Genomic DNA, 26169 nt, shown 5'->3' on the forward strand with positions numbered 1-26169 from the left:
CGGGCGCGCCTTGCAAAGCGTCGGCGCTTCGCCGACGCTGCCGGGACCGCGCCGGCAGGGAGACGCCGGCGGCCGCTGCGGAACGTACGGGGACGACGACGGACGGGGGACGGATGGACGGACTGGTGGGGATCCTGGTGCTGCTGGGCCTGGCGATGCTGGCCATGCCGGTGCTGCTGGTCATGGCGCTGCTGTNGGCCGCTGCGGAACGTACGGGGACGACGACGGACGGGGGACGGATGGACGGACTGGTGGGGATCCTGGTGCTGCTGGGCCTGGCGATGCTGGCCATGCCGGTGCTGCTGGTCATGGCGCTGCTGTCGCTGTCGGCGCTCAAGGAACGGGTAGGCGTGCTCGAGCGCGCGCTCGCCGAACTGCGGCATGGCGTGCCGGGGCGTGCCCCCGGCCCGGATGCGATCCCCGCGCGGGAGTCCGCCGGGCCGCTCGCGGATGCCGTCGCGCCGGCCGCCGGCGTGGAACCGACGCTGGCCGACCTGATGCGCCAGCGCCCGGCGACGGAATCCCCGGCGCCGCCTTTGCCGGTCGCGGCCGCTCCGGCGGCGGTGCCGGCGCCGGCGCCCCCAGCGTCGGTGCGCGGTCCCGTGGCACCGGCAGCACCGGTGGCCGACGCCACGCACGCGGCAGGCCCGCCTCCCTTGCCGCCGCCGCCGCGCCCCCATGACGTCCCTCCTGGCCGGCCCGATCCGGGAGCGGCGCTGCTGCGCACGGTCAAGCGCTGGTTCACCGTCGGCAACGTGCCGGTGAAGATCGGCATGCTGGTGCTGCTGGCCGGCGTGGCCGCGCTGCTCAAGTACGCCAGCGACCAGGGCCTGTTCGTGGTGCCGATGGAGCTGCGCCTGGCCGGCGTGGCCGCGGTGGCGCTGGCCGCGCTGGGCTTCGCCTGGCGCCGGCGCGAGAGCAACCGGGTGTTCGCGCTGAGCCTGCAGGGCGGCGCGATCGGCGTGCTGCTGTTGACCGTGTACGCGGCTTTCAAGCTGTACGGCGTGCTGCCGGCCGGCGCGGCGTTCGCGCTGAGCGTGGTGCTGGTGGCGGGCATGGGCCTGCTGGCGGTGCTGCAGGATGCCAAGGCGCTGGCGGTGTTCGCGCTGCTGGCCGGTTTCCTCGCCCCGCTGTGGTTGTCCACCGGCAGCGGCAACCACGTGGCACTGTTCTCGTACTACGCGGTGCTCAACGCGGCGATCGTGGCGATCGCCTGGTTCAAGGCGTGGCGGATCCTCAACTTGCTGGGCTTCGCCTTCACCTTCGGCATCGGCGGGCTGTGGGGCGTCACCGGCTATGCGCCGGAGAAGTACGGCAGCACCCAGCCATTCCTGGTGCTGTTCTTCGTCTTCTACCTGCTGGTGCCGATCCTGTTCGCGCGACGCCGGCCGGAAGGACGGCGCGACCTGGTCGATGGCTGCCTGGTGTTCGGCACGCCGCTGGTGGCCTTCACGATGCAGGCCGGCCTGCTGGATGGGCTCTACCCGGAGGCGAGCCGCATGCCGCTGGCGTTGTGCGCGCTCGGCCTGGGCGCGCTCCATGCCGCGCTGGCATGGGCGTTGCTCCGGCGCACCGGCTACCGCGTGCTCGGCCAGTCGCACGCGATCCTCGCGGTCGGCTTCGCCACCCTGGCGGTGCCGCTGGCCCTGACCGCGCGGGCGACGGCCAGCGTGTTCGCGCTGGAAGGCGCGGGCCTGGTGTGGCTCGGCCTGCGCCAGGGGCGCGCGCTGCCGGTGTTCTCCGGGACCGCGCTGCAGTTGCTGGCCGCGTGCGCGCTGCTGGTGGGGGCGCTGGACGATGCCGGCGGCGACCTCCGCCCGCTGTTCAATCCGACCGCGATGGGCGCGCTGCTGATCGCGCTGGCCGGCTTCGCCAGCGCGTGGGCCGCACGCCCGCACGGTGCAGGCCTGCGTGCGGCCGCGTTCTACCTGTGGGGCCTGGCCTGGTGGTGCGGAAACGGCATCCACGAGATCGACCGCTTCGTCGAGCCCGTGGCGCGGGCGGACGCGCTGCTGGTGTTCGCCATCGTCACCGCCTGGCTGGCGGCGGAAGTGCACCGCCTGCGTCCGGCGCGGGCGCTGGCGTGGACCGTGGCGGGCGGGTTCGTGCTGGCCTTGCCGCTGGCGTTGGTGCAGCACGCCGCGCACGCCCACCCGTTCGGCGGCGACTACGGGCTGGTGGCCTGGGCCGCGTTCGCGCTGCTGGGCCTGCGCAGCCTGGCCTGCCTGCGCGGGGACGGGAGCCGGCTCGCCAGCCTGGCGCAGTTCGCCTGGTGGCTGGCGTGGACGACGGTGCTGTCGCTGTGGGCCGGCTGGTGGTCGACCGACGCCGGCCTGGCGCAGGGCTGGCATCTCGCGCTGGGCATCGGGCCGTGGCTGGTGCTGGTCGCGCTGGCGCTGTGGCGCTGGCCCTGGCTGGCGATGCCGCGCGGCGCCCTGGCGGATGCCGTGCGCACGCCGCTGCTGTGCGTCGCGTTCGCGGTGGTCGCGCTGGACTGGCTGCTGGCATTGCGCCACGCCGCGCCGGCCTCGCCGCTGCCGTGGCTGCCGCTGCTCAATCCGGCCGAGCTCGTCCATTCGCTGGCCCTGCTGCTGGCCGCGGCGTGGCTGTGGTCGCCTTCGGCGCCACCGGCGCTGCGACCAATGCGCATCGGCCTGGTCGCCGCCGTCGGGTTCGTGCTGCTCAGCGCGAGCACCCTGCGCGGCGTGCATCACTGGGGCGGCGTGGCCTGGGAGCCGGACCTGCTGTCCAGCAGCCTGGCCCAGACCAGCCTGACCGTGGTGTGGAGCGTGCTCGGCGTGATCGGCTGGATCACCGGTTCGCGCCGCGGCCGCCGCGGCCTGTGGCTGGCCGGCGCGCTGCTGATGGGGGTGGTCCTGGCCAAGCTGCTGTTGGTCGATCGCCAGCACCTGGGCGGGATGCTCGGCATCGTTTCCTTCATCGCTTACGGCGTGCTGTGCACGATCGTCGGCTACCTGGCGCCGGCCCCGCCGCGCACGTCGGCGCCGGCCGGGTCGCATGCATGATCGCCATCGCATCGGAGTGACGGGAATGAGGATCTCAGGCTGGCTGGCCCTGGTGCTGTCGCTGTCGGTGGCGGCCGATGCCGCGGCGGGAGCGCGCGACGAATATGCGCGGCAGTGGCCGCTGACCCTGGGCCAGGAAGAGAGCGGCGCCTATCGCGTGCTGCTGGACGAGGCGGTGTACCGCAGCGCCGCCGATGCCGCGCTGGCGGACGTGGAGGTGTTCAACGCGGAGGGCCAGTCATTGCCCGCCGCGTTGCTGTCGCAGGCCCAGCCGCTGGCGCAGGCGCCGCGCACGCTGGCGTTGCCGTGGTTCCCGCTGCCGACGCTGGATCCGGCTGCTGGCGGCGGCGACCTGCGCCTGGTCGCCGAGCGCGACGCGGAGGGAGGCATCGTCCGCATCGAGGCCGGCATCGGCCCGTCGACGCCGGCCTCCACCGCCGGTGGGCAGTGGCTGGTCGACGCCAGCCGCCTGCGCGAACCGGTGCGCGCGCTGCTGCTGGACTGGGACGTGCCGCGCGAGTCGCTGCAGGCGCGCTACCGGGTCGAGGGCAGCAACGACCTGCGCCAGTGGCGCACGCTCAACGAAGGCACGACCCTGCTGGACCTCGAGCGCGGGGGCGAACGCCTGCGCCAGGGCCGGATCGAGCTGGATGGCCAGGCCCGCTACCTGCGGCTGCTGCCGGTGCGGCCCGGCCCGGCGCCGGTGCTGCGCGGGGTGGTGGCCGAACTGGCGCCGCCGCCGCCGGAAGCGCGCTGGGAATGGGTGGAAATCGAAGGCCGGCGCCGCAGCGAAGGCGGCCGCGAGTTCTTCGAGTTCGACCTGCCCGGACGCTTCCCGGTCGAGCGCGCCGATGTCCGCCTGCCCGGCAACAACGCGGTGGAGTGGACCTTGCACAGCCGCGAACGCGACGACGCCTCGTGGATCTGGCGCGCCGGGCCGTGGATGGCGTTCCAGGTGGGCGGTGCGGGCGGGGCCAGCCATTCCGATCCGCGGCCGCTGGCGATGGTGGTGCGCGACCGCCAGTGGCGGCTGGGCGCCGGCAGTGCGGTGGGCACCGCGCAGCCGGTGCTGCGCCTGGGCTACCGGCCGGAGGTGGTGGTGTTCCTGGCCCAGGGCGCGCCGCCGTATGCGCTGGCCGCGGGCAGCGCCCGTGCGCGCCGCGCCGATGCGCCGATTCCCGCACTGCTGGACGCCCTGCGCGGCCAGCGCGGCGCCGGCTGGCAGCCCGCGCCCGCGTACCTGTCCGGGGACGCGGAGGAACTGGCCGGCGAGCGTGCGCTGCAGGCGCAGCGGACCGTCGACTGGAAGAGCCTGCTGCTGTGGGCGTTGCTGGTCGGTGGCGCGGTGCTGGTGGCCGCGCTGGGCCTGAGCCTGCTGCGGCAACGCCCGCGCGCGGACTGAGCCGTCCCGCGGTGGACGGTTTGCCGCGTCGGCGCATGGGCGGGACAATGCCGGTCCGCGCCGCCGCGGAGCGCCACCCCGCGCGGCCATGACTTCTCCCCAACGCAACGAGCCCGCCTCATGTCCATCGTCCGCATGACCGACCTCGACCTCGCCGGCAAGCGCGTGCTGATCCGGCAAGACCTCAACGTGCCGATCGAGCACGTCGACGGACAGCCGGGCCGCATCACCTCCGAGCAGCGCATCACCGCCTCGGTGCCCACCATCCGGCTGGCGCTGCAGAAGGGCGCGGCGGTGATGGTCACCTCGCACCTGGGTCGGCCGAAGGAAGGCGTGTGGAGCGAAGCCGATTCGCTGGCGCCGGTCGCCGCCCGCCTGTCGCAGCTGCTGGGCGTGGACGTGCCGCTGGTACGCGACTGGGTCGACGGCGTCGAGGTTAAGCCGGGCCAGGTCGTGCTGCTGGAGAACTGCCGCATGAACGTCGGCGAGGGCAAGGACGACGAAGCCCTGTCGAAGAAGTACGCCGCGCTGTGCGATGTGTTCGTGATGGATGCCTTCGGCACCGCGCACCGCGCGCAGGCCTCGACCCACGGCGCGATCCGCTTCGCCCCGGTCGCCGCGGGCGGCCCGCTGCTGATGGCCGAGCTCGACGCGCTGGACAAGGCGCTGGCCAGCCCGGCGCGGCCGCTGCTGGCGATCGTCGCCGGCAGCAAGGTCTCGACCAAGCTCGAACTGCTGACCAGCCTGGTCGGCAAGGTCGACCAGCTGATCGTCGGCGGCGGCATCGCCAACACCTTCCTCGCCGCGCTCGGCCATCCGGTGGGCAAGTCGCTGTACGAGCCCGACCTGCTCGACACCGCGAAGAAGATCCTCGCCGACGCCAAGGCGCGCGGCGCCGAGATCCCGCTGCCGAGCGACGTGGTGGTGGCCAAGGCGTTCTCCGCCGATGCCGAAGCCACGGTGAAGGCGCTGGACGAGGTCGCCGCTGACGACCTGATCCTGGACATCGGGCCGCAGACCGGCGCGCGCTACGCGCAACTGGTCGCCGACGCCGGCACGGTGGTCTGGAACGGTCCGGTCGGCGTGTTCGAGTTCGACGCTTTCGCCGGCGGCACCGCGGCGGTGGCGCGCGCGATCGCCGGGTCGAAGGCGTTCTCGATCGCCGGCGGCGGCGACACGCTGGCGGCGGTCGACAAGTTCGGCATCGAGCAGGACGTCAGCTACATCTCCACCGGCGGCGGCGCCTTCCTCGAATTCCTCGAGGGCAAGACCCTGCCGGCGGTGGCGGCGCTGGCGGCACGCGGCGGCTGACGCGGCGGATCCATCGGCAACGCGAAGCGGCCCGGTGACGGGCCGCTTGTCGTTCGGTGGTGCCGCGCGCAGCGGCGGCTCGTGGCACGGCCGGCGCGGTGGTCTGGCGGTCAGCGGTGGAAATCGCCCGCCGCTTCGGGCTGGTAGCGGACCGACTTGACCCGCAGCTTGAGCGGGCGGCCGCCGGGGGCCTGCCAGTCGATGCTCTGGCCGACCGACAGGCCGAGCAGGGCGGTACCGACCGGGGCGAGCACCGACACGCGCCCGCGCTCCACGTCGGCCTCGTTGGGATAGACCAGGGTCAGCACGTGTTCTTCGCCGTTGGCGACGTCCTCGCATTCGACCCGCGAATGCATCGTCACCACGTCGGGGGGAATCTGGTCCGGCGGCAGGACTTCGGCGCGGTTGAGCTCGTCCATCAGCGCGAGCGCGGCCGGATGGCGGCTCAGCACCGGGGAGTCGAGCAGGGCCTCGAGCCGGGCGAGGTCGCGGCTGGAGACGATCAGGGAAGGCGGCAGGCCGCTGGTGGGCTGGGCAGGCATGGTGTTCCTCGAGGGTCGGGCGCGCATCGCGCGCATGAAGAAAAGGCGGCGCGTCTCCGCTCCGCCTCGGTTCACTGGTTTGTGGGGAAACCGTAGCCCGGAACCGGCCGTGTTTCAACCGCGGGCGGGCGCCGCGCCGGGGGCCGGTTCAGCCCCACTCGCTGCGTGGCGGGGGCGCGACGGTGCGTTGCACCGGTGGTGCCGCCGGCTCGCCCGGGGACAGCAGGCCTTCGGGCAGGTCGCGGAACACCTGCGCGAGCCGGGCCAGGAACGCCGCCATCGCCGAGCTGCGCCGCCAGACCATGGCGATGCTGCGGCTGGGATGCGAATCGGCGAAGCGCAGCAGGTGGATGTTCTCCGACCGCGCGACCGGCGGCTTCACCGCCAGGGTGGGCAGCAGGGTGACGCCGACGTTGGCGGCGACCATCTGCCGCAGCGTCTCCAGGCTGGTGGCGCGGAATTCGGTCTTCTCGTGCGCGCCGGACAGGCGGCACACGTCCAGCGCCTGCTCGCGCAGGCAGTGGCCGTCTTCAAGAAGCAGCAGGCGCTGCTCGGCCAGTTCGTCGAGCGTCAGCGCGTCGCGGTGCGAGAGCGGATGGTTTTCCGGCACGGCCAGCACGAAGGGCTCCTCGAACAGGAACTCCGCATGCAGCTGCTCGTCGTGCACCGGCAGGGCGAGCACCGCGGCGTCGAGCCGGCCCTCGCGCAGGCGCGACAGCAGTTCGTCGCTCTTCTCCTCCACCAGCAGCAGTTCCAGCTGCGGGAAGCGGGCGCGGACCCGCGGCACCACGTGCGGCAGCAGGTACGGCGCCAGGGTCGGGAAGATGCCGAGCCTGACCGTGCCGGCTTCCGGATCCTGGCTGCGGCGCGCGGCTTCCTTCATCTGCTCGACTTCGGCCACGATTCGCCGCGCCCGTTCCGCGGCCTCGCGGCCGGCGGGCGTGAGCATCACCTTGCGCGGCGCACGCTCGACCAGGGGCACGCCCAGTTCGTCCTCGAGCTTGCGGATCTGGGTCGAGAGCGTGGGCTGGCTGACGTAGCACGCCGCCGCGGCCCGGCCGAAATGCTTGTGGTCGGCCAGCGCCACCAGGTACTTCAGGTCACGCAGGTTCATTGCCGGTCGCCCTCCCGGAATGCGCGTCGGGTCGGCCTGGACGCCGGATGCGCCGGCCCGCCCGTGGCGCCCACTCTACCGTGTGTGCGGAGCCGCTGCGGGACCGGACCCGCAGCGGAACGCTCACGCCGCCTCCGCGACCGCGGTGGCCTTCGGCGCCGGGCTGCGGATCAGGTGGTCGAACGCCGCCAGCGCGGCCTTGGAGCCTTCGCCCATCGCGATCACGATCTGCTTGTACGGCACGGTGGTGCAGTCGCCGGCGGCGAACACGCCCGGCACGCTGGTCTGGCCGCGGTCGTCGACCACGATCTCGCCGCGCGGGCTCAGCTCGACGGTGCCCTTGAGCCAATCGGTGTTGGGCAGCAGGCCGATCTGGACGAACACGCCTTCCAGGTCGATGCGGTGCGAGTCGTGGCCGGCGCGGTCGGTGTAGACCAGGCCGGTGACTTTCTGGCCGTCGCCCAGGACCTCGGTGGTCTGCGCGCTGGTGATGACGCGCACGTTGGGCAGGCTGCGCAGCTTGCGCTGCAGCACCTCGTCGGCGCGCAGCTTGCCGTCGAACTCGACCAGGGTGACGTGGGACACGATACCGGCCAGGTCGATCGCCGCCTCCACGCCCGAGTTGCCGCCGCCGATCACCGCCACGCGCTTGCCCTTGAACAGCGGGCCGTCGCAGTGCGGGCAGTAGGCCACGCCCTTGTTGCGGTATTCGTCCTCGCCGGGCACGTTCATCTGCCGCCAGCGCGCGCCGGTGGACAGCACCACGGTCTTGGACTTCAGCGAGGCGCCGCTGGCGAGCCGGATTTCGACCAGGCCGTCGTCGCCGGCCGGCACCAGCGCGGTGGCGCGCTGCAGGTTCATCACGTCCACCTCGTACTCGCGCACGTGCTGTTCCAGCTGCGCCGCCAGCTTCGGCCCCTCGGTGTGCGGCACCGAGATGAAGTTCTCGATCGCCATGGTATCCAGCACCTGGCCGCCGAAGCGTTCGGCCGCCACGCCCGTGCGGATGCCCTTGCGCGCCGCGTAGATCGCCGCCGCCGCGCCGGCCGGGCCGCCGCCGACGACGAGCACGTCGAACGCGGCTTTCTTCGCGATCTTCTCGGCTTCGCGCTTTTCGGCACCGGTGTCGAGCCTGGCGACGATCTCCTCCAGGCCCATGCGGCCGTAGGCGAACAGCTCGCCGTTGAGGAACACCGCCGGCACCGACATCACCTGGCGCGACTCGACTTCCTGCTGGAACAGCGCGCCGTCGATCGCCACGTGCCTGACCTTCGGGTTGAGCACGGCCATCAGGTTCAGCGCCTGGACCACGTCCGGGCAGTTCTGGCAGGACAGCGAGAAATAGGTTTCGAACACGTATTCGCCGTCGAGCGACTTCACCTGCTCGATGACCTCGGGGGCCGCCTTGGACGGATGCCCGCCCGCCTGCAGCAGGGCCAGCACCAGCGAGGTGAACTCGTGGCCCATCGGCAGGCCGGCGAACGCCAGCGAGATGTCGTGGCCAGGGCTGGTCACCGCAAACGACGGCGTGCGCTGCGCGCCGTCGCGGCGCACCTCGAGGCTGACCTTCGGCGAGAGCGCCTCGATGTCCTGCAGCAGCGCGAGCATCTGCGCCGAGCTGTCGCCGTCGTCGAGCGAAGCGACCAGGTGCACCGGGCGGGTGAGGCGCTCCAGGTAGGCCTGGAGCTGGGTCTTGAGGCTGGCATCCAACATGGCGCGGCTCCTTGGGGGAGGTGGATAGGCATGGCGGGGCCGGAATGCGGGCAAGCCGGGCCCGTGGCGTCCGCGTTGCGGGCGCCGCTTGCGAGGGAGTGGACCGGAGCCGACGCGTCCTGCGTGGCGTGCCGCGAGCGGCGGCGGCGTGGGGCGATGGCTCCGGTCCACTCCCGCGGTCCATTGCGGGAGCGAGGGTGTCCTCCCCGCGGCGCGGGGAGGACGGGTACGACGCTTAGATCTTGCCGACCAGATCCAGCGACGGGGCGATGGTCTGGGCGCCTTCCTTCCACTTGGCCGGGCACACCTGGCCCGGGTTGGCGGCGGTGAACTGCGCGGCCTTCAGCTTGCGCAGGGTCTCGGACACGTCGCGGGCGATCTCGTTGCTGTGGATTTCCAGCGTCTTGATCACGCCTTCCGGGTTGATGATGAAGGTGCCGCGCAGGGCCAGGCCTTCTTCCTCGATGTGCACGCCGAAGGCGCGCGTCAGCTGGTGGGTCGGGTCGCCGACCAGCGGGAACTGGGCCTTGCCCACCGCCGGGGAGGTCTCGTGCCACACCTTGTGCGAGAAGTGGGTGTCGGTGGTCACGATGTAGACCTCGGCACCGACCTTCTGGAACTCGGCGTAGTTGTTGGCGGCGTCCTCGACCTCGGTCGGGCAGTTGAAGGTGAAGGCGGCCGGCATGAAGATCAGGACCGACCACTTGCCCTTCAGGGTGGCGTCGGTGACTTCGATGAACTCGCCGTTCTGGAAGGCGGTGGCCTTGAACGGCTTGATCGGGGTGTTGATCAGGGACATGGAGGGGTCCTTTCGCTGGGGGTGGGTGGAATCGATGGTGGCCATGCTAGGCCGCCTCGATAGACAGATCAAATCAATTGATGGAATTGCATAGATAGCTATTGCCTATCAAAAATCAACAGCCGCTCTTTGATGCGCTGCGTCAGGGCTTGGCACTCCGCCCTGGCTGGTCCATCGTGGCCGCCGATGAACGTCCCTCCCTCCCGCCCCGACCTGCTGTTGCGCGAGGCCGCCGCCCGCATCGGCCGGGAAGACGCCGAGCCGCTCCTGCTCCACGCGCTCGGCCGGGATCGCGCCTGGCTGTTCGCCCATGGCTCGGAACCCGTGGATGCCGGGGTGGCCGGGGCCTTCCGCGCGCTGGTCGCCCGGCGCGAGGCCGGCGAGCCGGTGGCGTACCTCACCGGCCGCCGCGGGTTCTGGACCCTCGACCTGCAGGTCACCCCCGACACCCTGATCCCGCGCCCGGAAACCGAACTGCTGGTGGAGCTGGCACTGGCCCGCATCCCGGCCGACGCCCCGGCGCGGGTGGCCGACCTGGGTACCGGCAGCGGGGCGATCGCCCTGGCGATCGCCCGCGAACGCCCGCAGGCGGTGGTGGTGGCCACCGACGTGGCCAAGGCGACCCTGGCGGTGGCCGTGGCCAACGCGCAGGCGCATGCGCTCGACAATGTCTGGTTCCGGCGCGGCGACTGGACCGCGGCCCTGGGCCACGACCGCTTCGACCTGATCGCCAGCAACCCGCCCTACATCGCCGAGGGCGACGTCCACCTGGAGCAGGGCGACCTCCGGCACGAACCGCCCCGCGCGCTGTCCTCCGGCCCCGACGGGCTCGATGCGATCCGCACGATCACCGCCGCCGCGCCGCGCCACCTGGTGCCGGGAGGCTGGCTGCTGCTGGAGCACGGCCTGGACCAGGGCGCCGCGGTGCGTGGCCTGCTCGAACAGGCCGGGATGGTCGAGGTGCACACCGCGCACGACCTCGAGCAGCGCGACCGGGTCACGCTCGGGCGGCTGCCGGGATAGGCAAGGGACACGGGATCGGCCGCGGCGCGGCCGATACAATGTCGCTTTCCGCCGCAAGGATCCGCGCATGCGCACGCTCTATCCCGAGATCGAGCCGTTCGATACCGGCACGCTGAAGGTCGATGCCCGCCACGAGCTGCATTACGAGCAGTGCGGCAACCCGCAGGGCAAGCCGGTCGTGCTGCTCCACGGCGGGCCGGGAGGCGGTTCGAGCGCGAAGATGCGCCGCTTCCACGATCCGGCGAAGTACCGGATCGTGCTGTTCGACCAGCGTGGCGCGGGCCGCTCGCGGCCGCATGCCGACCTGGTCGACAACACCACCTGGGACCTGGTCGCCGACATCGAGAAGCTCCGCGGGACGCTGGGCATCGACCGCTGGCAGGTGTTCGGCGGCAGCTGGGGCTCGACCCTGGCGCTGGCCTACGCGCAGGCCCATCCGCAACGGGTGACCGAGCTCGTGCTGCGCGGCATCTTCATGCTGCGCCGCTGGGAGCTGGAGTGGTTCTACCAGGAAGGCGCCAACCGCCTGTTCCCCGACGCATGGGAGCACTACGTCGCCGCGATCCCGCCGGTGGAGCGCCATGACCTGATCTCCGCCTTCCACCGCCGCCTGACCAGCGACGACGAAGCGGTCAGGCTGGCCGCCGCCCGGGCGTGGAGCGTGTGGGAGGGGGCGACCAGCTTCCTCCACGTCGACCAGGACTTCGTCAGCAGCCACCAGGACGCGCAGTTCGCCCTGGCGTTCGCCCGGATCGAGAACCACTACTTCGTCAACGGCGGCTTCTTCGAGGTCGAGGACCAGCTGCTGCGCGACGCGCACCGGATCGCGGGCATCCCCGGCGTGATCGTGCACGGCCGCTACGACGTGGTCTGCCCGCTGCAGAGCGCCTGGGAGCTGCACAAGGCGTGGCCGGCTTCGAAGCTGGAAATCACCCCGGCCTCCGGCCACTCGGCGTTCGAGCCGGAAAACATCGACGCGCTGGTGCGCGCGACCCACGCGTTCGCCTGACGCAGGCGCGCCGCGTCGTGCGGCGCGGGTCGCTCAGCCGCCGGCAGGCGGCTGCGGGGGCGGGGTGGCCGGCGCTTCCGGCGGCGCGGCGGGCAGGCCCGTGGCGGCCGGCTGCTCGGGGGGGAGTTCCGCCGGCACCGGCTGTGGGTACGGAAGGACCGGGAACAGCGTCGGCTGTGCCTGGGTCGCGGCTGCCGGCTTGGCCGGCCGCTCGATCTCCTCCGGGAGGAAGCGGTCGAGCACGGCGAAGAAGCGCTTGTAGAAGTTGGGATCCTGCAGCGTTTCGCTGGCGACCTTCACCAGCGAATCGTCGCTGGAGCCGATCGGCAGCGACAGCGAGCCCAGCGCGCTCACGCCCACGCTGGCGCTGGTGTTGCTCTTGCGCAGCGCATAGCGGTCCTGCACGGCGTTGACGAAGACCACGGTCTGCTGGTCGCCGCGCAACTGCGGCATGCACACCGCCCGGAACTCCACCTGCTCGTGGCTTTCCTCCTGCTGGAAATACTTGCGCGCCTCGACCACGTCGGTTTCGGCGCGGCCGACCACGAAGCCCTGGCTCAGCAGTGCGCGCCGGACGGCCTCGCAGGCCTGCGCCGGCGAATGGTCCAGGCTGCGCGAATAGGTATTGGACGAATCGAAGGCCTCGTAGGCGCTCTGGGAGGGCTTGGTGCTTCCACCCATCGAGCAGCCGCCGAGCGAGGCGGCCAGCAGCAGTGGCAGTAGGATCGGGCGCGGTGCGGGCATCGTGCGGATCGTGGGGATTCGGGGGAACCGGGCGAGTATGCCGGATCGGGCAGGGCGTGAACGCACGCCGGTGGTACCGTTTCCAGTGGCGCCGGTCACGGATTCATTCCCGGCTCAGCCTGGAACGAAGCGTGGCTCCAGCGCATGCAGCAGCCGCGCGAGCCGTTGCGCCCACAGCTGCTGGCCCGCGTCGTCGGCGATCAGGTCCTGGCGGATCTCCAGTTCCACGTGCGGCAGGCCGCGCTGCTCGCCGTGGACCGGGATCGCGTAATCGCTGGTGTCGCTCACCGCGTAGGGCTGGTTGTCGCCGACCACGAGGTCGCCCTCGGCCAGCAGTGCATCGCGCAGCGCATGGGCCAGGCGCGAGTCGCGGTGGTAGAGCACGCCGCAGTGCCACGGGCGCGCGATCCCGCCCATCGCCGGGGTGAAGCTGTGCAGCGTGACCAGCAGGGTCGGCCGGGCCGCGGCCTGGCGCCGGTCGAGCGCCTGCGCGATGCAGGCGTGGTAGGGCGCGAAGATCTCGCGCACGCGGGCCTGGCGAGCCGCCGCTTCGAGCGCCGCGTTGCGCGGCACGGCCGTACCGTCGCTGCGCTCGACCACCAGGGTCGGCGAATCCAGCGGCCGGTTGCAGTCGATCACCAGCCGCGAATACGCCTGCAGGACGGTCCACGCATCCAGGTTCGCCGCCAGCCGGCGGGCCACGCCGGCGATGCCGATGTCCCAGCCGATGTGCCGGTCGATCTCGCCCGGTGGCAGGCCGAGGTCGCCCAGCGCGCGCGGGATCGCCTGACCGGCATGGTCGACGACGAACAGCCATGTCGATGCGCCGTCGGGATTGAGCAGCTCGAACGGCGCCGGGTCCCCGGCCTGCAGCAGCGCCGGCGGCGCGGAGGCCTCAGGCGCCACGCGGGCTGCCATCGAGGTCGTGGTCGATCATCCACAGGCCGGCCCAGAGCTTGGCGTCCAGTTCGTAGCCCTCGCCGAGCTTGCGCGCCAGCCAGGCGGCGGCCTGCGGCCGCGGGACCTCGTGCACGGTGATGTCCTCGCTGGCGTCGCCGCCGCCTTCGCCGACCTTGCGCAGGCCGGTGGCGCGGACGAAGGCGATCTTTTCGCTGCTGGCGCCGGAGGAGGTCGGGCCGACCATCAGCACTTCCGCATGCTCGGCGGTCCAGCCCGTTTCCTCTTCGAGCTCGCGGATGGAGGACTGCTCGATCGACTCGCTGGCGTCGATGTCGCCGACCAGGCCGGCCGGCATCTCGATCGTGCGCGCCTGCAGCGGCACCCGGAACTGCTCGACGAACAGCACGTTGTCCTGCGGGGTGACGGCGATGATGATCGCCGCGAGGCCGCCGGCGTGGGTGCGCTCGGAGTATTCCCAGGAGCCGCGCACCACCATGCGCTGGTAGCGGCCTTCGTAGACGGTGCGGGGTTCGTCGCTGCGGGAGTCGTGGGCCATGGTCGGATGCTAAGCCGGAAGCGGTGACGGATGCGCGTCACCGGATGCGCCGGCGTCCAGCCCGGCCGCCGTGCGCAGCCGGCGCCGGGTCATCGGCCCGAAACGCAGGGTCGTGGCCAGCGCGTCGAGCATTTCCGGGTCGGCTTCGGCGCGCGCGGCGACCGGGCCGTCGTAGCCCAGCGGGGCGTCGCACGCGATCGTCGTCAGCTGGCGCCACAGCAGCGCGTGCTCGCGCTGCTCGCGCAGGCGCACGGCGACCTGGGCCGCGCCGCGCAGGCGCAGGAAGGCCACCTCGTCGATCCGCTCCAGCAGCGCGTCGAGGCTGCCGAAGTGGCCCAGCAGCACCGCCGCGGTCTTGGCGCCCACCCCGCCCACGCCGGGGATGTTGTCGACCGCATCGCCGGTCAGCGCCAGGTAGTCGGCGACCTGGTGCGCGTGCACGCCGTGCCGCGCCTTGACCCCGGCCGCGCCCCAGCGCTGGGCGCGGGCGTAGTCCCACTGTTCGTCGTCGTCGGCGAGCAGCTGCGACAGGTCCTTGTCGGCGGACACGATGATGCCGCGGTAGCCGGCCGGGCGGGCCCGGTACAGGGCGCTGCCGATCAGGTCGTCGGCTTCGTAGTCGTGGTCGGCCAGCACCGCCAGCCCCAGCGCGGCGCACAGCGCCTTGCAGTGGGCGAACTGGCGCCGCAGCTCTTCCGGCGCCGGCTCGCGGTTGGCCTTGTAGGCCGGGTAGATGCGATGGCGGAAGCAGCTGTCCAGCGCCTCGTCGAAGGCGATGGCGATGTGCCGCGGCCGTTCGCGTTCGAGCAGGTCGAGCAGGAAGCGGGCGAAACCGTGCACGGCGTTGGTCGGCCAGCCGTGCGCGTCGCGGAACTCGTCGGGCATCGAATGCCAGGCCCGGAACACGTACAGGCTGGCATCGACCAGGTGCAGCGGCGCGCGTGCCGCTGCGGGGGCCGTGGCGTCGCCGGGCATCACGGGGTCCAGTCCGACAGCAGGGCGGCCGGGTCCGGTCGTTCGCGTTCGGGCGCCTCCTGCCGTGGCGTGCCGATGTGGATGAAGCCCACGACCCGCTCGCCATCTGCGAGGCCGAGCGCGCGCGCGACCCCGGGGTCGTAGGCCATCCAGGCCGTCAGCCACTGGGCGCCGAAGCCGCAGGCCTGCGCGGCCTGGAGCAGGGCGAAGCACACGCAGCCTGCGGTCAGCAGCTGCTCCTGTTCGGGCACCTTGTGCCCGGCCTGCAGCCGGGCGATGACCGCGACCACCACCGGCGCATGCGAGAAGCGCTGGCGGTCCTTGTCCACCGCCTGGGGCGGCGCCTGCGGATCGCGTTCGACCGCACGCTGCGCCAGGAACGCGCCCAGCGCATGGCGGGCCTCGCCGGCGATGCGCAGGAAGCGGAACGGCACCAGCTTGCCGTGGTCGGGTACCCGCACCGCGGACGCCAGCATGCGCAGCAGGGTGGCCTCGTCCGGCCCCGGTTCCCCGAGCTGCAGGGAGGGCACCGAGCGGCGCTGGTCGAGGGCCTGTAGCCCGGAAAGTGTGCGCATAATCCCAGATCGCTAAAGTCCGGCCACGACCGGCCGAAAGACCAAAGTATAGGCGCCGTGCCCCGCATGCCCCGGGGTCGGGACGCACCCGGACTGCACGCGCGGTTCATGTGCGCGCCTTTGAACTAGAGGCCGATGCAGACCCCGCCTTTCGCCGACGACCTGCCCAGTCGCAACCTGGACCTGCTCAACCAGGTCCGGGAGGACATCCTGCTGCCCTTGTCCGATGCGTTCGCCGCCGAACTGGACGCGCTCGGGGGCGGCCTGTTCCAGCTGGCGGACAAGGCGTCGCCTGCGCTGCAGAAGGATTACCTGGATGCGGTGCAGGAGCTGCGCCGCGAGCGCGAATCGCTGGTCGCCCGGTTCCGCATGCACCTGGCCAGGGCCTGGCAGGGCCTGGAGGCGGGGCGGCCGCTGTCGGTGGAGCGGACTTTGGCCCGCGGCAACGACCTGACCCTGGTCGCGGACAACGAACTCGAAGTGCGGCTGGCGGTGCGCAACCTGGCCGGCGCGATCCAGCAGCAGTGGCGCCCGGAACTGATGCGGCTGGACCGCTACCTCGGCTTCATCGCCGGCGGGCTGCGGCTGGACGGCGATACCAATCCGATCGGCCCCGAACACCTGGGCACGGCGGTCTACAGCGCCGTCTCCGGCTCGCGGATCGCCATCCGGGCGCAGCTGGCGGCGGTGCGCCTGGCCGAACCCGGCATGGTGGAGAGGGTCGGCGTGCTCTATGCGGCGCTGGAGCGGCAGCTGGTCGCCATCGCGCGCAACGTGGACATGCCCGAGGGGCGCAGCCGGCGCCGCGGAATCCCCGGGCAGGCGGACGGAAAGGCCGGGACGGACGACTGGATCGGCCGGTTCTTCAGCCAGTGGCAGGGAGGCCAGCAGGCGGCCGTGGCGGGCGGTGCGATCGACGTGCATGCCCGTGGCGACCACGAACTGCTGCCCGGCGAGCTGCACCGGCTCCTGCGCGACGCGCGCGGCGGGGCGGGAGGGGAAGAGTCGGGCGCGGGCGCCCGGACCCTTTCGCCGCGCGAGCTGGCGTCGGCGCTGTCGCTGCTGCAGACCGGGCCCCACGGGGGCTTCGACGAAATCGACCAGGCCAGCGACCTGCGCGCCGGCCTGCGCCAGGAGGTGTTCGCGCATGCGGCCCGGCTGGGCGTCGACCCGCGTTCGGTGCGGCTGGATCCGGCCGACGCCGACACATTGGACCTGGTCGCCATGCTGTTCCAGGCCATGCTTTCGGAATCGCAGCTGCGTCCGGAACTGAGGCCGGTGCTGGGGCAGCTGCTGGCGCCGGTGGCCAAGGTCGCGCTGCAGGATCCGCGCCTGTTCGTGCGCGAGAGCCACCCGGTGCGCCGGCTGCTCAACATGCTGGCGGACGCCTGCGACGGCAATCCTGCCGAAACCGCCGCCGAGCTGGCGTTGCTCGCGCAGGTGCAGGCGGTCGCCGCGCGGGTGGCCCAGGACTTCGACGAGCACCTGGGCGTGTTCCTGCAGGCCGAGTCCGAGTTCGGCGCCTATTTCGAGCAGTACCGCCGCCGGGTCGAGATCGCCGAGCGGCGCACCGCCGAGTTGCAGCGCGCCGAGGAGCGCCGCGCCGCGGCGCGCCAGCTTGCCGCCGGCGCGCTGGATGAGCGCCTGCGCGGCCGGGCGTTGCCGGCGGCGCTGGAGGCGTTCCTGCGCCGGCCGTGGGCGCAGCACCTGGAACGCGCAGCGCTGCGCGACGGCGCCAGCGACGGTCCGGTAATGGCGGCCGCGTATGCCGTCGCGGACCGGCTGGTGGCGGCCGCCACCGGCGCAGGGGACCTCGACGAGGCCGGGCTCGAAGCCCAGCGGCCGCTGCTCCAGCGCATCTACGGCGAGGCGGGACTGGCGCCGGCGGTGGCGGCGGAAGCTTCGGCGGGCCTGCTGGACCTGGTCCGTGGACGGCAGGACGCCGGCATGCCCCTGCCCGAGCTGCCGCCGGCGCCGCCGAGCCCGGCCACCGTCGAGGAAGAGGCCTCGCCGCTGCCCGACGAGCCGCCGGAGCAGATTGGGTTCGACGTGGATACCGCCGACTACTTCGAGGCGTTGCCGCTGGGAACCTGGCTGGATTTCGTGGACCGGCTGGGCCGGGTGCAGCCGGGCAAGCTGTCCTGGATCAGTCCGATCTCGGGCCGGCGCATGTTCGTGAACCGCCGCGGCGCGCGCTTCTGCGTGGCCTCGCCCGAGCAGCTGGCGGCCATGGTCCGCCTGGGCCGGCTGCGGCTGCACCGCGACGAGGACGCCTTCTACAGCGCGATGCAGGCGGTCGTCGACCGGCTCGACGCGCCGGCTGCGGGCGGATGACCGGGATGGGCCGGGATTGCCCCTGCGCGGCAGGAACTGCCCACTGGGTCACGGTCGCCCCACCCGGGGCACCGTACGATGCACGGGCGGCCATGGGGAGCCGCAGTCCCCTGTTCCCTGTGTCCGCGCCGGAGCCGCGCGCATGAGCCCGACCCAGCAAGACCCGACCCAGCACCACGCCCGTGACCCGCGCCTGCTCGCGTCGGTCCGCAATGCGTTCCTGCCGCCGCTGGCGGATGCGTTCGCCGCGTCCGTGGCGCGCTACGACGACGTGCTGTTCGACCGGGCCGAGCGGGCCGGAGGCTCCCAGCTGCTGTTCCTGGACGGCATGCGCGAACTGCGCCGCCGCCGCGAGGAGATCGCCAGCCGCTTCCGCGGCCAGCTGTCGCTGGCCTGGCAGGCGCTGGAGGTCGGCGCGCCACTGTCGGCCGAGGCCGCGTTGTCCAGCCAGGCCGGTGCGCTGAGCCTGGTCGCCGAGCACGAACTGGAGTCGCGCCTGGCGGTCCGCAACCTGGCCAGCGTGATGCTGCGCGAATGCAAGCCGGTGCTGGCGCGGCTCGACCGGCGCCTGGGCTGGATCGCCGGCGGCCTGGAACTGGAGGCCGACAGCAACCCGATCGGTCCCGAACACATCGGCGTCGCCGTGCACGAGGCGTTCGCCACCTCCGAACTGGCGCCTGAAGTGCGCCTGGTGCTGTTCAAGCTGTGCGAGCGTGACCTGACGACGATCGTGGCCAAGCTGTACGAGGCCCTGGACCTGCGCCTGGTCCGGGAAGGCGTGCTGCCCGGCGCTCCCGCCGCCGCGCGCGGCCAGGCCCGGCCGCGCGGCCAGGATCCACTGCAGCCCGCGCAAGGCTGGGGCGACGCGGCCGAGGACTATTCCCCCGCCTGGGCGGCGCGCTTCATGCAGCGCTGGCAGGAAACCCGTGGCGCGATGCAGGCGCACGGTTTCGACGTTCCCGAAGGCCTCCCCGGCACCGGCGGCCAGGCAGGCAACCCGGGTGTCCTGCTGGACGCGCTGCACCAGCTGCTGCAGCAGAGCCGCGAACTGCGCGGCGGGGGCGCCGAACCCACGGCCTCCGGCGCGGGCGGCGGTGCCGTCGACCAGCGGCCCCTGAGCCAGCGCGAGATGCTGTCGGTGCTTTCGCTGCTGCAGGCCACGCCCAGCGCGACCCTGAGCGCGGCCATCGGCAACGAGCAGGAATCCCTGTCCCAGCGGCTGAAGAGCGAAGTGCTGTCCAACGCCAGCCAGCTCGGCGTCGATCCCTCCAGCACCCGCCTGGACCCCAAGGACGAGGACGCGATCGACCTGGTCGGCATGCTGTTCGACGTCCTGCTGGACGAGCGCGACCTGGCCGGGCGCCCGCGCGAGCTGATCGGGCGGCTGGTCGTGCCGTTCGTGAAGGTCGCGCTGCTGGACCGCCGCATGTTCGTGCAGAAGACCCACCCGGCGCGGCGCCTGCTCAACGCGCTGGCCGAGGCCTGCGAAGGCAACCAGGGCGAGAGCGCGGCCGAGCGCACGCTGCTGGCCAAGGTCGAGGAGATCATCCAGCGGCTGGTGGCCGAGTTCAACGAGAACCTGGCGATCTTCATGACCCTCGAGGAGGAATTCCGCGACTTCCTCGAGCAGCACCGACGCCGGATCGAGATCACCGAGCGTCGCGCCGCCGAGATCCAGCGTGGCCAGGAGCGGCTCGAGCTGGCCCGCAACCGCGCCGAGTTCGAGCTCGCCTCGCGCCTGGACGGCCGGCCGCTGCCGCAGGCGGTGGCCGAGTTCCTGCGCAACCCGTGGCAGCACCACGTCACCCTGGCGCTGCTGCGCGAGGGCGAGGTCGGCGACGTGTTCACCGAGTCGCTCGAACTTGCCGACGGCATCCTCGAGGAGGTCGCCGAGGCGCAGCGCCACATCGTCGGCAAGCTGTGGCTGCAGAACTGGCAGACGGGACTGCGCAAGGTATTCGCCAGCGTCGGCCTGCACGGCGACGCGGCGGACGCCGCGATCGGCGCCCTGCACGACACCTTGCAGGCGGTCGCCGATGCCCGCCCGGAAATGGAGCGTCCGCTGCCGGAGCTGCCGGCGGTGGCGCTGCCGCAGCCGGCGCCGGTCGAGCACAGCGCGATCGAGATCGTGGCCGGGACCGACACCCTGGATTTCGACAATGCCGACGCCGAGCGCATCCGCGCGCTGCCGGTCGGCACCTGGCTGGATTTCATCGACAAGGACGGGCGCGTGCAGGCGGGCAAGCTGTCGTGGATCAGCCCGATCTCCTCGCGCCTGCTGTTCGTCAACCGCCGCGGCGTCCGCTTCTGCGTGGCCTCGCCGGAAGAGCTGGCGGTGATGGTGCGCCTGGGTCGCCTGCGCATGCACGTGGCCGACGACGGCGCGTTCGACAGCGCGATGCAGGGCGTGATCGAGCGCCTGGACATGCCGCAGGCGCCGGAGCCGGTGACCCTGCACTGAGCCCGCGCCCGTCGCGGTGGCGGGCGGTGCAGCGATTCGCATGAAACCATTCGCACGCGTCCGTTCCGCGGGCGCGTTTTGCTAGCATCGCCATCGTTCCGGACCACGGCGAGGGGATTCATGGCGGTCGATGTGCTGGTGCTGAAGGAAGGCGCACGCGGCGAGAAGCGCGTGGCCGCCACGCCGGAGACGGTGAAGAAGCTGCTCGCGGCCGGCGCGCAGGTCCAGGTCGAGGCGGGCGCCGGGCTCGGCGCCGGCATCACCGACCAGGCCTACCTGGATGCCGGTGCGCGACTGGCCGACGCGCAGGCGCGCGCCTCCGCGGAACTGCTGCTGTGCGTGCAGCCGCCACCGGCCGAGGCCATCGCCGGACTGAAGCAGGGCGCCACCCTGGTCGGGGTGCTGCATCCCCAGGCCGACGAGGCCCGCGCGGCCGCGCTGCAGGCGCGGGGGATCAAGGCCTTCCCGCTGGAACGGTTGCCGCGCACCACGCGCGCGCAGGCGATGGACGTGCTCAGCTCGCAGGCCGGCATGGCCGGCTACAAGGCGGTGCTGATCGCCGCGCAGCTGGCGCCGAGGTTCTTCCCGATGCTGACCACCGCGGCCGGCACCATCCGTCCCTCGAAGGTGCTGATCGTCGGTGCCGGCGTGGCCGGGCTGCAGGCGATCGCCACCGCGCGCCGGCTCGGCGCGCAGGTCGAAGGCTTCGACGTGCGCCCGGAGACGCGCGAGCAGATCGAATCGCTGGGGGGCAAGTTCCTCGACCTCGGCGTGAGCGCGGCGGGCGAGGGCGGCTATGCGCGCCAGCTCACCGAGGAGGAGCGTGCGGAGCAGCAGCGCCGGCTCGCCGACCACCTCCGCGGGATCGACGTCGTGGTCTGCACCGCGGCCGTGCCAGGCCGCCCGGCACCGAAGATCATCACCGCGGCGATGGCCACCGGCATGAAGCCCGGCAGCGTGATCGTCGACCTGGCGGCCGAGACCGGCGGCAACTGCGAGCTCACCCGGCCGGGCGAAAGCTACGAGCGCGACGGCGTGACGATCGCCGGGCCGCTCGACCTGGCCAGCATGGGCGCGGTGCACGCCAGCGAGATGTACGCGCGCAACGTGTACAACTTCGTCGCGCTGCTGCTGAAGGACGGCGCGCTGTCGTTCGACTGGAGCGACGAACTGCTGGCGAAGACGGCCTGGCCGGCGCCACCGGAGCAGGCGCCCGCCGCGGCCTGAGCGCCGGGACCTCGCCGTCCCTCCCGCGCGAAAAACGCCGGTCAGGGGCGCGGCGGCGAGGGGTGCGTGCGCAGCCACTCCTGCCGCTGTTCCGGGGTCATCTTCCGCCAGTTCTCGCGGAACGCCTGGCGCTGTTCCGGGGTCATGTCGCGGGTCTGCTCGAAGATCGCGCGTGCCTTGTCGCGCTGCTCCGGGGTCATGTCCTCGAAGCGGCGCATGCCGCGGCGCGCCCGCTCGCGCTCTTCCGGCGGCATCGACTTCCAGCGCCGGGCGTGGTCGAGCATGCGCTGGCGCTCCTGTGGCGAGTCGTTCCAGCGTTCGCGCACCGGCGCGATCAGCGCTTCGCGCTGCTCGGGCGTGAGCTGCTCCCACGCGGGCAGGGTGGTGCTGGCGGGCCGGGCCGCGCCGGGTGGCGGGCTGGTGGCCTGGGCCAGGGCCACGGCCGGCAGGAGCGCGGCGAGCAGGCAGGCGGCGAGACGTAGCGGCTTCATGGCCTTACTCCATTGCGAGGGCGGTGGCGTCGACCGAAGCCAGCCACACGTAGAACCCGGGGTCGTCCTGCAGCGGTTCGACCGGTTCGGTCGCCGGCGCTGGGCCGGCCGTGGCGACCACGGGTGCGGTGGTCCCGGCCGCGGGCGACGTCGTGGGCGCCCCGGGCTGTACGAGGACCGCCACCGCCACCGCCGCGGCCATCGCCCCGCCGGCCAGCCAGGGTGCGAGTCCGGGCCATGGGCGGGAGGTGGCGGCATCGCGCCGGGCTGCGCGCAGCCGCGCCAGCGTCGGCGCCGACACGTTCGCCAGCGCGGAGGCGTGCAGTTGCCGCGCATGGCGGTCGAGGGATTCGTGGTGGTCGTGTGCGGTCGTCATCGGACGTCCTCCAGTTGCGATTGCAGCGCCTGACGGGCGCGCGACAGGTGGGTCTTCACCGAACCCTCCGAACAGCCCATCGCCCGCGCGGTGGTGGCCACGTCGAGCTCCTCCAGTACGCGCAGGGTGAATGCCTCGCGCTGGCGCGCGGGCAGCGCACGCAAGGCCTGGACCAGCCGCGCATAGGCCTGGCGCTGTTCGTGCGCCTGCGCCGGGCCGTGGCCGGGATCGGCCCAGTCGATGCCGCCGTCCTCGCCCCCGGCCGTGTCGGTCGCCGGGCGCAGCCAGCGCAGGCGGAACCGGGCGCGGCGCTGCAGGTCGATGATCCGGCGCCGCAGGATGCTCCAGAACAGCGGCGTCCATTCGCCAGCAGGACGTTCGCGGTAGGCCAGCATCTTCATCATCGCGTCCTGGACCGCGTCCAGCGCATCGTCGTGATGGCGCAGGCCGGCCTCGGCGAAGCGGAAGGCGCGCGGGCCCACCTCGGCCAGGAACGCGTCCAGCGACGCCCACGTGGGCGTCGCGCGCGCTTCCCAGCCGGGATCCAGGGGCGTGGTCACCAGCACAGCTTAGCCGCACCGTCGGCACGGGTGCCGCCCACGCTTCCGGCGACCGGCGCGCGACGCGCCCGGGCCGGCCGGGTGGTGGGGGCTCGCGGGTTGCGGTGCATGGGCCTCTCCGGCGATTCGATACCACTGGAAACGCATGCGGATGTAACCGGTTGACCGGGCTGCGATCCGTTCATGCCGCGGTTATCATCGCCACGGGCGCCATGCCCCGGGGAGCGGCAGTCATGACCGACGGATTCGTTGCGCTGTACATCTTCATGCTGGCGGCGATCGCCGGCCACGTGATCATCTCGCGTGTGCCGGTGATCCTGCATACGCCACTGATGTCCGGCTCGAACTTCATCCACGGCATCGTCCTGATCGGCGCGATGGTCGTGCTCGGCCACGCGGACACCACGCTGGAGAAGGCGATCGGCTTCGTCGCCGTCGTGCTCGGCGCCGGCAACGCCGCCGGCGGCTACGTGGTGACCGAGCGCATGCTCGAGATGTTCAAGAGCAGCAAGAAGCCGCCCGCGCGGGACGGCGGCAAGTGAGCCCCGGGCGGGCGCCAGGCGGCGCCGGCTGGCGCAGCCCGCGCCGGCTGTTCCACGCGGCGAGCTACCTGCAGTATCCGTTCATCGCGCTGGCCTGCTTCTACGTGGCCAGGCCGTACTTCAACGGCTTCGACTCGATCTTCGGGGACTTCAACCTGGCCCTGCTGCACGCCGGCGTGGGGATCGGCTTCTCCTCGCTGCAGGATCCGACGACGACGCAGAACGAGTTCTCGCGCAAGGTGTGGGAAGACCCGCGCAAGGGCAGCTGGGCGATCGGGATCATCGCCGCGGTCGTGGTACTGGCCCTGGCCGGAGGCCTGGCAGGGCTGTACCTGGCCGGCGAATCGCCGTGGTCGCAGCTGGCGATGGGCCTGGTAGGCCTGGGACTGGGCCTGTTCGGGCTGCTGAAGACCGCGATCGAGATGTTCGAGAACCATCGACTTGACAGGAATCCGTCGCGGGCCGGGCCCGCGGCGATCCAGGGGGAAGCAGCATGATTGAAGGCACGTTCGACATCCGCGTCTGGCTGGTGGGCGCCAGTTACCTGGTGGCCGCCACGCTGTTCCTGCTCGGCCTGCAGCGCATGGCCTCGCCGGCGACCGCGCGCAGCGGCATCCACTGGGCGGGCTGGGGCATGCTGATCGCCACCGCGGCCACGTTCCTGCTGCCGGGCCTGCACAACATGCCGCTGATCGTGACGGCGCTGGTGCTGGGCACGGTGGCGGCGTGGATTTCCGGCAAGAAGGTCGCGATCACCGACATGCCGCAGATGGTCGCGCTGTACAACGGCATGGGCGGCGGCTCGGCCGCGGCGATCGGCGCGGTGGAACTGCTGCGCTTCTCCGCGCTCGTGCACGGCGGAGCGCCGGCGCCGGAAGGTGCCGGGCCCGGCGTGGTGGTGCTGACCCTCGCCGTGCTCGGCTCGGCGATCGGTGCGGTGTCGCTGTCGGGTTCGATCATCGCCTGGGCCAAGCTCGACGGCCGTCTCGACCGGCGGGTGGTGTTCCCGGGCCAGCAGGCCTTCAACCTGCTGGTCGCGCTGGCGATGGTGGTGCTGGGCGTGGTCGCGGCGGCGACGCTGCAGCCCTGGGCGATCGTCGCGTTCTTCCTGGTCGCGCTGGCGCTGGGCGTTCTGACGACGCTGCCGATCGGCGGCGCGGACATGCCGGTGGTGATCTCGCTGTACAACGCATTCACCGGCCTGGCCGTGGCGTTCGAAGGCTACGTGCTCGGCAACGAGGCGCTGATCATCGCCGGCATGATGGTCGGCGCGGCGGGCATCCTGCTGACCCGGCTGATGGCCAAGGCGATGAACCGGCCGATCACCGGGGTGCTGTTCGGCAGCTTCGGCGGCGGCGGCCAGGCCCAGGAGATCACCGGCGCGCAGAAGCCGATCGAGGCCGGCGACGTGGCCGCGATGATGGCCTACGCCGAGCGCGTGGTGATCGTGCCGGGTTACGGCCTGGCGGTGGCCCAGGCCCAGCACAAGATATGGGAACTGGCGCAGCGGCTGATCGATCGCGGGGTGAAGGTGAAGTTCGCGATCCACCCGGTCGCCGGGCGCATGCCCGGGCACATGAACGTGCTGCTGGCCGAAGCCGGCGTGCCCTACGACCTGATCGCCGACATGGACGACATCAATCCCGAGTTCCCGAACACCGACGTGTCGCTGGTGATCGGCGCCAACGACGTGGTCAACCCGGTGGCCAAGACCGACCCGGCCAGCCCGATCTACGGCATGCCGATCCTGGACGTGGTCGAGTCGAAGAACACGATCGTGATCAAGCGCGGCAAGGGCACGGGCTTCGCCGGGATCGAGAACGCGCTGTTCTATGCCGACAACACCCGCATGCTCTACGGCGATGGCGCCGAGATGGCCAGCGCGCTGGTCAGCGAGCTGAAGGCGCTGGACGGCGGCGGCCACTGAGGCGCGACGCCGCGCGCGGGCGGGCGCTCAGCGCGCGGCCCGCAGCGCCAGCAGCGGCGCCAGGCCGATGCACAGCAGGTCCAGCCAGGTGTTGGCCAGCCGGGCCAGGGTCCAGACGTAGAACGCGCCCATCTTCGGCGCGGCCTCCCATGGGGCCAGGCCCATCTGCGCGCCGATGTGGCCGGACACGGCCAGCCACTGCACCGCCGCGGCCATCGCCAGGGTCGCGCCCGCGGCCAGCAGGCGGCGCGGCCAGCCCGCGGCCATCCCGCCCAGGCGCAGCATCCACGCCGCTTCCAGCGCCGCCAGCAGCGCCACCCAGCCATGCTGGCGGCCGGTGGCCAGGGTCAGCGAGCTCCAGGCCACGACCAGGGTGGCGCTTCCGAGCAGCAGCATGAACGGCCAGAGCCACGCGGTGGACCGGGCGGGGGTGGGGCGGGGCTTGACCGGTGTCATGGCGTGGACCTGGTGGGCCGCCAAGAATACGCGCAGCCCGCATCGGCTAGAATCCTGCCTCCACGCCGTACCGCGGCGCCGTGCCTTGTCCGCGCCGTCCGACGGC

24 protein-coding genes are annotated in these 26169 nt (G+C 72.4%); 11 read left to right on the plus strand and 13 right to left on the minus strand.

From position 1 onward, the window contains the following. Positions 1–239 precede the first annotated feature (239 nt). From ACA089_RS16045 to ACA089_RS16055, 3 genes are all read left to right on the plus strand, one after another. Positions 240–3026 (plus strand): DUF2339 domain-containing protein, encoded by a 2787-nt coding sequence (locus ACA089_RS16045; RefSeq protein ID WP_372018993.1) that lies wholly within the window; start codon positions 240–242, stop codon positions 3024–3026. Positions 3027–3051: 25 nt separating this feature from the next. Continuing rightward, positions 3052–4428, plus strand: coding sequence for a DUF3999 domain-containing protein (locus ACA089_RS16050; protein ID WP_372018828.1), 1377 nt, complete (start codon positions 3052–3054; stop codon positions 4426–4428). A gap of 120 nt (positions 4429–4548) precedes the next feature. Then, positions 4549–5739: a phosphoglycerate kinase gene (locus ACA089_RS16055; protein ID WP_372018832.1), complete on the plus strand. Its 1191-nt coding sequence runs from the start codon at positions 4549–4551 to the stop codon at positions 5737–5739. Between the two features lie 110 nt (positions 5740–5849). Here ACA089_RS16055 and rnk read toward each other — a convergent pair whose 3' ends face one another. From rnk to ahpC, 4 genes are all read right to left on the minus strand, one after another. Beyond that, positions 5850–6281, minus strand: coding sequence for a nucleoside diphosphate kinase regulator (rnk, locus tag ACA089_RS16060; protein WP_372018835.1), 432 nt, complete (start codon positions 6279–6281; stop codon positions 5850–5852). Between the two features lie 148 nt (positions 6282–6429). Further along, positions 6430–7395 carry a DNA-binding transcriptional regulator OxyR gene (oxyR, locus tag ACA089_RS16065; protein ID WP_372018838.1) on the minus strand — a complete coding sequence of 322 codons (966 nt, stop codon included), beginning with the start codon at positions 7393–7395 and terminating at the stop codon, positions 6430–6432. 123 nt (positions 7396–7518) lie between these two features. Beyond that, a complete protein-coding gene (gene ahpF / locus ACA089_RS16070; RefSeq protein WP_372018841.1) occupies positions 7519–9108 on the minus strand; it encodes an alkyl hydroperoxide reductase subunit F in 1590 nt (529 codons plus the stop codon). A 235-nt stretch (positions 9109–9343) separates the two neighbouring features. Further along, positions 9344–9907 (minus strand): alkyl hydroperoxide reductase subunit C, encoded by a 564-nt coding sequence (gene ahpC, locus ACA089_RS16075; protein WP_372018844.1) that lies wholly within the window; start codon positions 9905–9907, stop codon positions 9344–9346. 186 nt (positions 9908–10093) lie between these two features. Between ahpC and prmC the strand changes: the two genes are divergently transcribed. Together prmC and pip are read left to right on the plus strand one after the other, a co-directional pair. Continuing rightward, positions 10094–10930, plus strand: coding sequence for a peptide chain release factor N(5)-glutamine methyltransferase (prmC, locus tag ACA089_RS16080; protein WP_372018847.1), 837 nt, complete (start codon positions 10094–10096; stop codon positions 10928–10930). A 67-nt stretch (positions 10931–10997) separates the two neighbouring features. Then, positions 10998–11939, plus strand: a complete 942-nt coding sequence (pip, locus tag ACA089_RS16085; RefSeq protein WP_372018849.1) for a prolyl aminopeptidase — start codon at positions 10998–11000, stop codon at positions 11937–11939. Between the two features lie 33 nt (positions 11940–11972). On the opposite strand, the gene ACA089_RS16090 is transcribed toward pip, so the two are convergent. From ACA089_RS16090 to ACA089_RS16110, 5 genes are all read right to left on the minus strand, one after another. Then, positions 11973–12683 carry a DUF2242 domain-containing protein gene (locus tag ACA089_RS16090; protein ID WP_372018851.1) on the minus strand — a complete coding sequence of 237 codons (711 nt, stop codon included), beginning with the start codon at positions 12681–12683 and terminating at the stop codon, positions 11973–11975. 114 nt (positions 12684–12797) lie between these two features. Beyond that, the gene (locus ACA089_RS16095; RefSeq protein WP_372018854.1) at positions 12798–13601 is read right to left on the minus strand and encodes an N-formylglutamate amidohydrolase; all 804 of its coding nucleotides are present in this window, start codon (positions 13599–13601) and stop codon (positions 12798–12800) included. Further along, positions 13579–14139: an NUDIX hydrolase gene (locus ACA089_RS16100; protein WP_372018857.1), complete on the minus strand. Its 561-nt coding sequence runs from the start codon at positions 14137–14139 to the stop codon at positions 13579–13581. Before ACA089_RS16100 ends, ACA089_RS16095 begins: the two co-directional genes overlap by 23 nt. 9 nt (positions 14140–14148) lie before the next feature. Further along, positions 14149–15114, minus strand: coding sequence for a 5'-3' exonuclease (locus tag ACA089_RS16105; protein ID WP_372018859.1), 966 nt, complete (start codon positions 15112–15114; stop codon positions 14149–14151). Beyond that, positions 15114–15689, minus strand: coding sequence for a nitroreductase family protein (locus tag ACA089_RS16110; RefSeq protein WP_372018861.1), 576 nt, complete (start codon positions 15687–15689; stop codon positions 15114–15116). The genes ACA089_RS16105 and ACA089_RS16110 overlap by 1 nt, the downstream gene beginning before the upstream one ends. A gap of 135 nt (positions 15690–15824) precedes the next feature. Here ACA089_RS16110 and ACA089_RS16115 point away from each other — a divergent pair, with 135 nt between their 5' ends. The 3 genes from ACA089_RS16115 to ACA089_RS16125 all read left to right on the plus strand — a co-directional run bounded on the left by ACA089_RS16115 (position 15825) and on the right by ACA089_RS16125 (position 21711). Then, a complete protein-coding gene (locus ACA089_RS16115) occupies positions 15825–18023 on the plus strand; it encodes a DUF1631 family protein (protein ID WP_372018862.1) in 2199 nt (732 codons plus the stop codon). A 142-nt stretch (positions 18024–18165) separates the two neighbouring features. After that, positions 18166–20484: a DUF1631 domain-containing protein gene (locus ACA089_RS16120; RefSeq protein WP_372018865.1), complete on the plus strand. Its 2319-nt coding sequence runs from the start codon at positions 18166–18168 to the stop codon at positions 20482–20484. Between the two features lie 120 nt (positions 20485–20604). Beyond that, positions 20605–21711 (plus strand): NAD(P) transhydrogenase subunit alpha, encoded by a 1107-nt coding sequence (locus ACA089_RS16125; protein ID WP_372018867.1) that lies wholly within the window; start codon positions 20605–20607, stop codon positions 21709–21711. Between the two features lie 41 nt (positions 21712–21752). Here the strand turns inward: ACA089_RS16125 and ACA089_RS16130 are convergent, their stop codons facing one another. Genes ACA089_RS16130 through ACA089_RS16140 form a run of 3 tightly spaced genes read right to left on the minus strand, consistent with a single transcriptional unit; the run spans position 21753 to position 23144 of the window. After that, positions 21753–22202 carry a DUF3106 domain-containing protein gene (locus ACA089_RS16130; RefSeq protein ID WP_372018870.1) on the minus strand — a complete coding sequence of 150 codons (450 nt, stop codon included), beginning with the start codon at positions 22200–22202 and terminating at the stop codon, positions 21753–21755. 4 nt (positions 22203–22206) lie between these two features. After that, positions 22207–22578 carry a hypothetical protein gene (locus ACA089_RS16135; RefSeq protein ID WP_372018872.1) on the minus strand — a complete coding sequence of 124 codons (372 nt, stop codon included), beginning with the start codon at positions 22576–22578 and terminating at the stop codon, positions 22207–22209. Continuing rightward, the gene (locus tag ACA089_RS16140) at positions 22575–23144 is read right to left on the minus strand and encodes an RNA polymerase sigma factor (protein WP_372018873.1); all 570 of its coding nucleotides are present in this window, start codon (positions 23142–23144) and stop codon (positions 22575–22577) included. Before ACA089_RS16140 ends, ACA089_RS16135 begins: the two co-directional genes overlap by 4 nt. 227 nt (positions 23145–23371) lie before the next feature. Here ACA089_RS16140 and ACA089_RS16145 point away from each other — a divergent pair, with 227 nt between their 5' ends. The 3 genes from ACA089_RS16145 to ACA089_RS16155 are packed head-to-tail and all read left to right on the plus strand — an operon-like array spanning position 23372 to position 25607. Further along, positions 23372–23680: an NAD(P) transhydrogenase subunit alpha part 2 gene (locus ACA089_RS16145; protein WP_372018875.1), complete on the plus strand. Its 309-nt coding sequence runs from the start codon at positions 23372–23374 to the stop codon at positions 23678–23680. Next, on the plus strand, positions 23677–24177 hold the full coding sequence (locus ACA089_RS16150) for a hypothetical protein (RefSeq protein ID WP_372018877.1): 501 nt from the start codon (positions 23677–23679) through the stop codon (positions 24175–24177). Before ACA089_RS16145 ends, ACA089_RS16150 begins: the two co-directional genes overlap by 4 nt. Continuing rightward, on the plus strand, positions 24174–25607 hold the full coding sequence (locus ACA089_RS16155; protein ID WP_372018879.1) for an NAD(P)(+) transhydrogenase (Re/Si-specific) subunit beta: 1434 nt from the start codon (positions 24174–24176) through the stop codon (positions 25605–25607). Before ACA089_RS16150 ends, ACA089_RS16155 begins: the two co-directional genes overlap by 4 nt. A 27-nt stretch (positions 25608–25634) precedes the next feature. Here the strand turns inward: ACA089_RS16155 and ACA089_RS16160 are convergent, their stop codons facing one another. After that, entirely contained in the window at positions 25635–26063 is a 429-nt protein-coding gene (locus ACA089_RS16160; protein ID WP_372018880.1) for a hypothetical protein, read from the minus strand. Positions 26064–26169 lie beyond the last annotated feature (106 nt).

The organism is Pseudoxanthomonas fibrivorans, assembly GCF_041464125.1.
Classification (GTDB): Bacteria; Pseudomonadota; Gammaproteobacteria; order Xanthomonadales; family Xanthomonadaceae; genus Pseudoxanthomonas.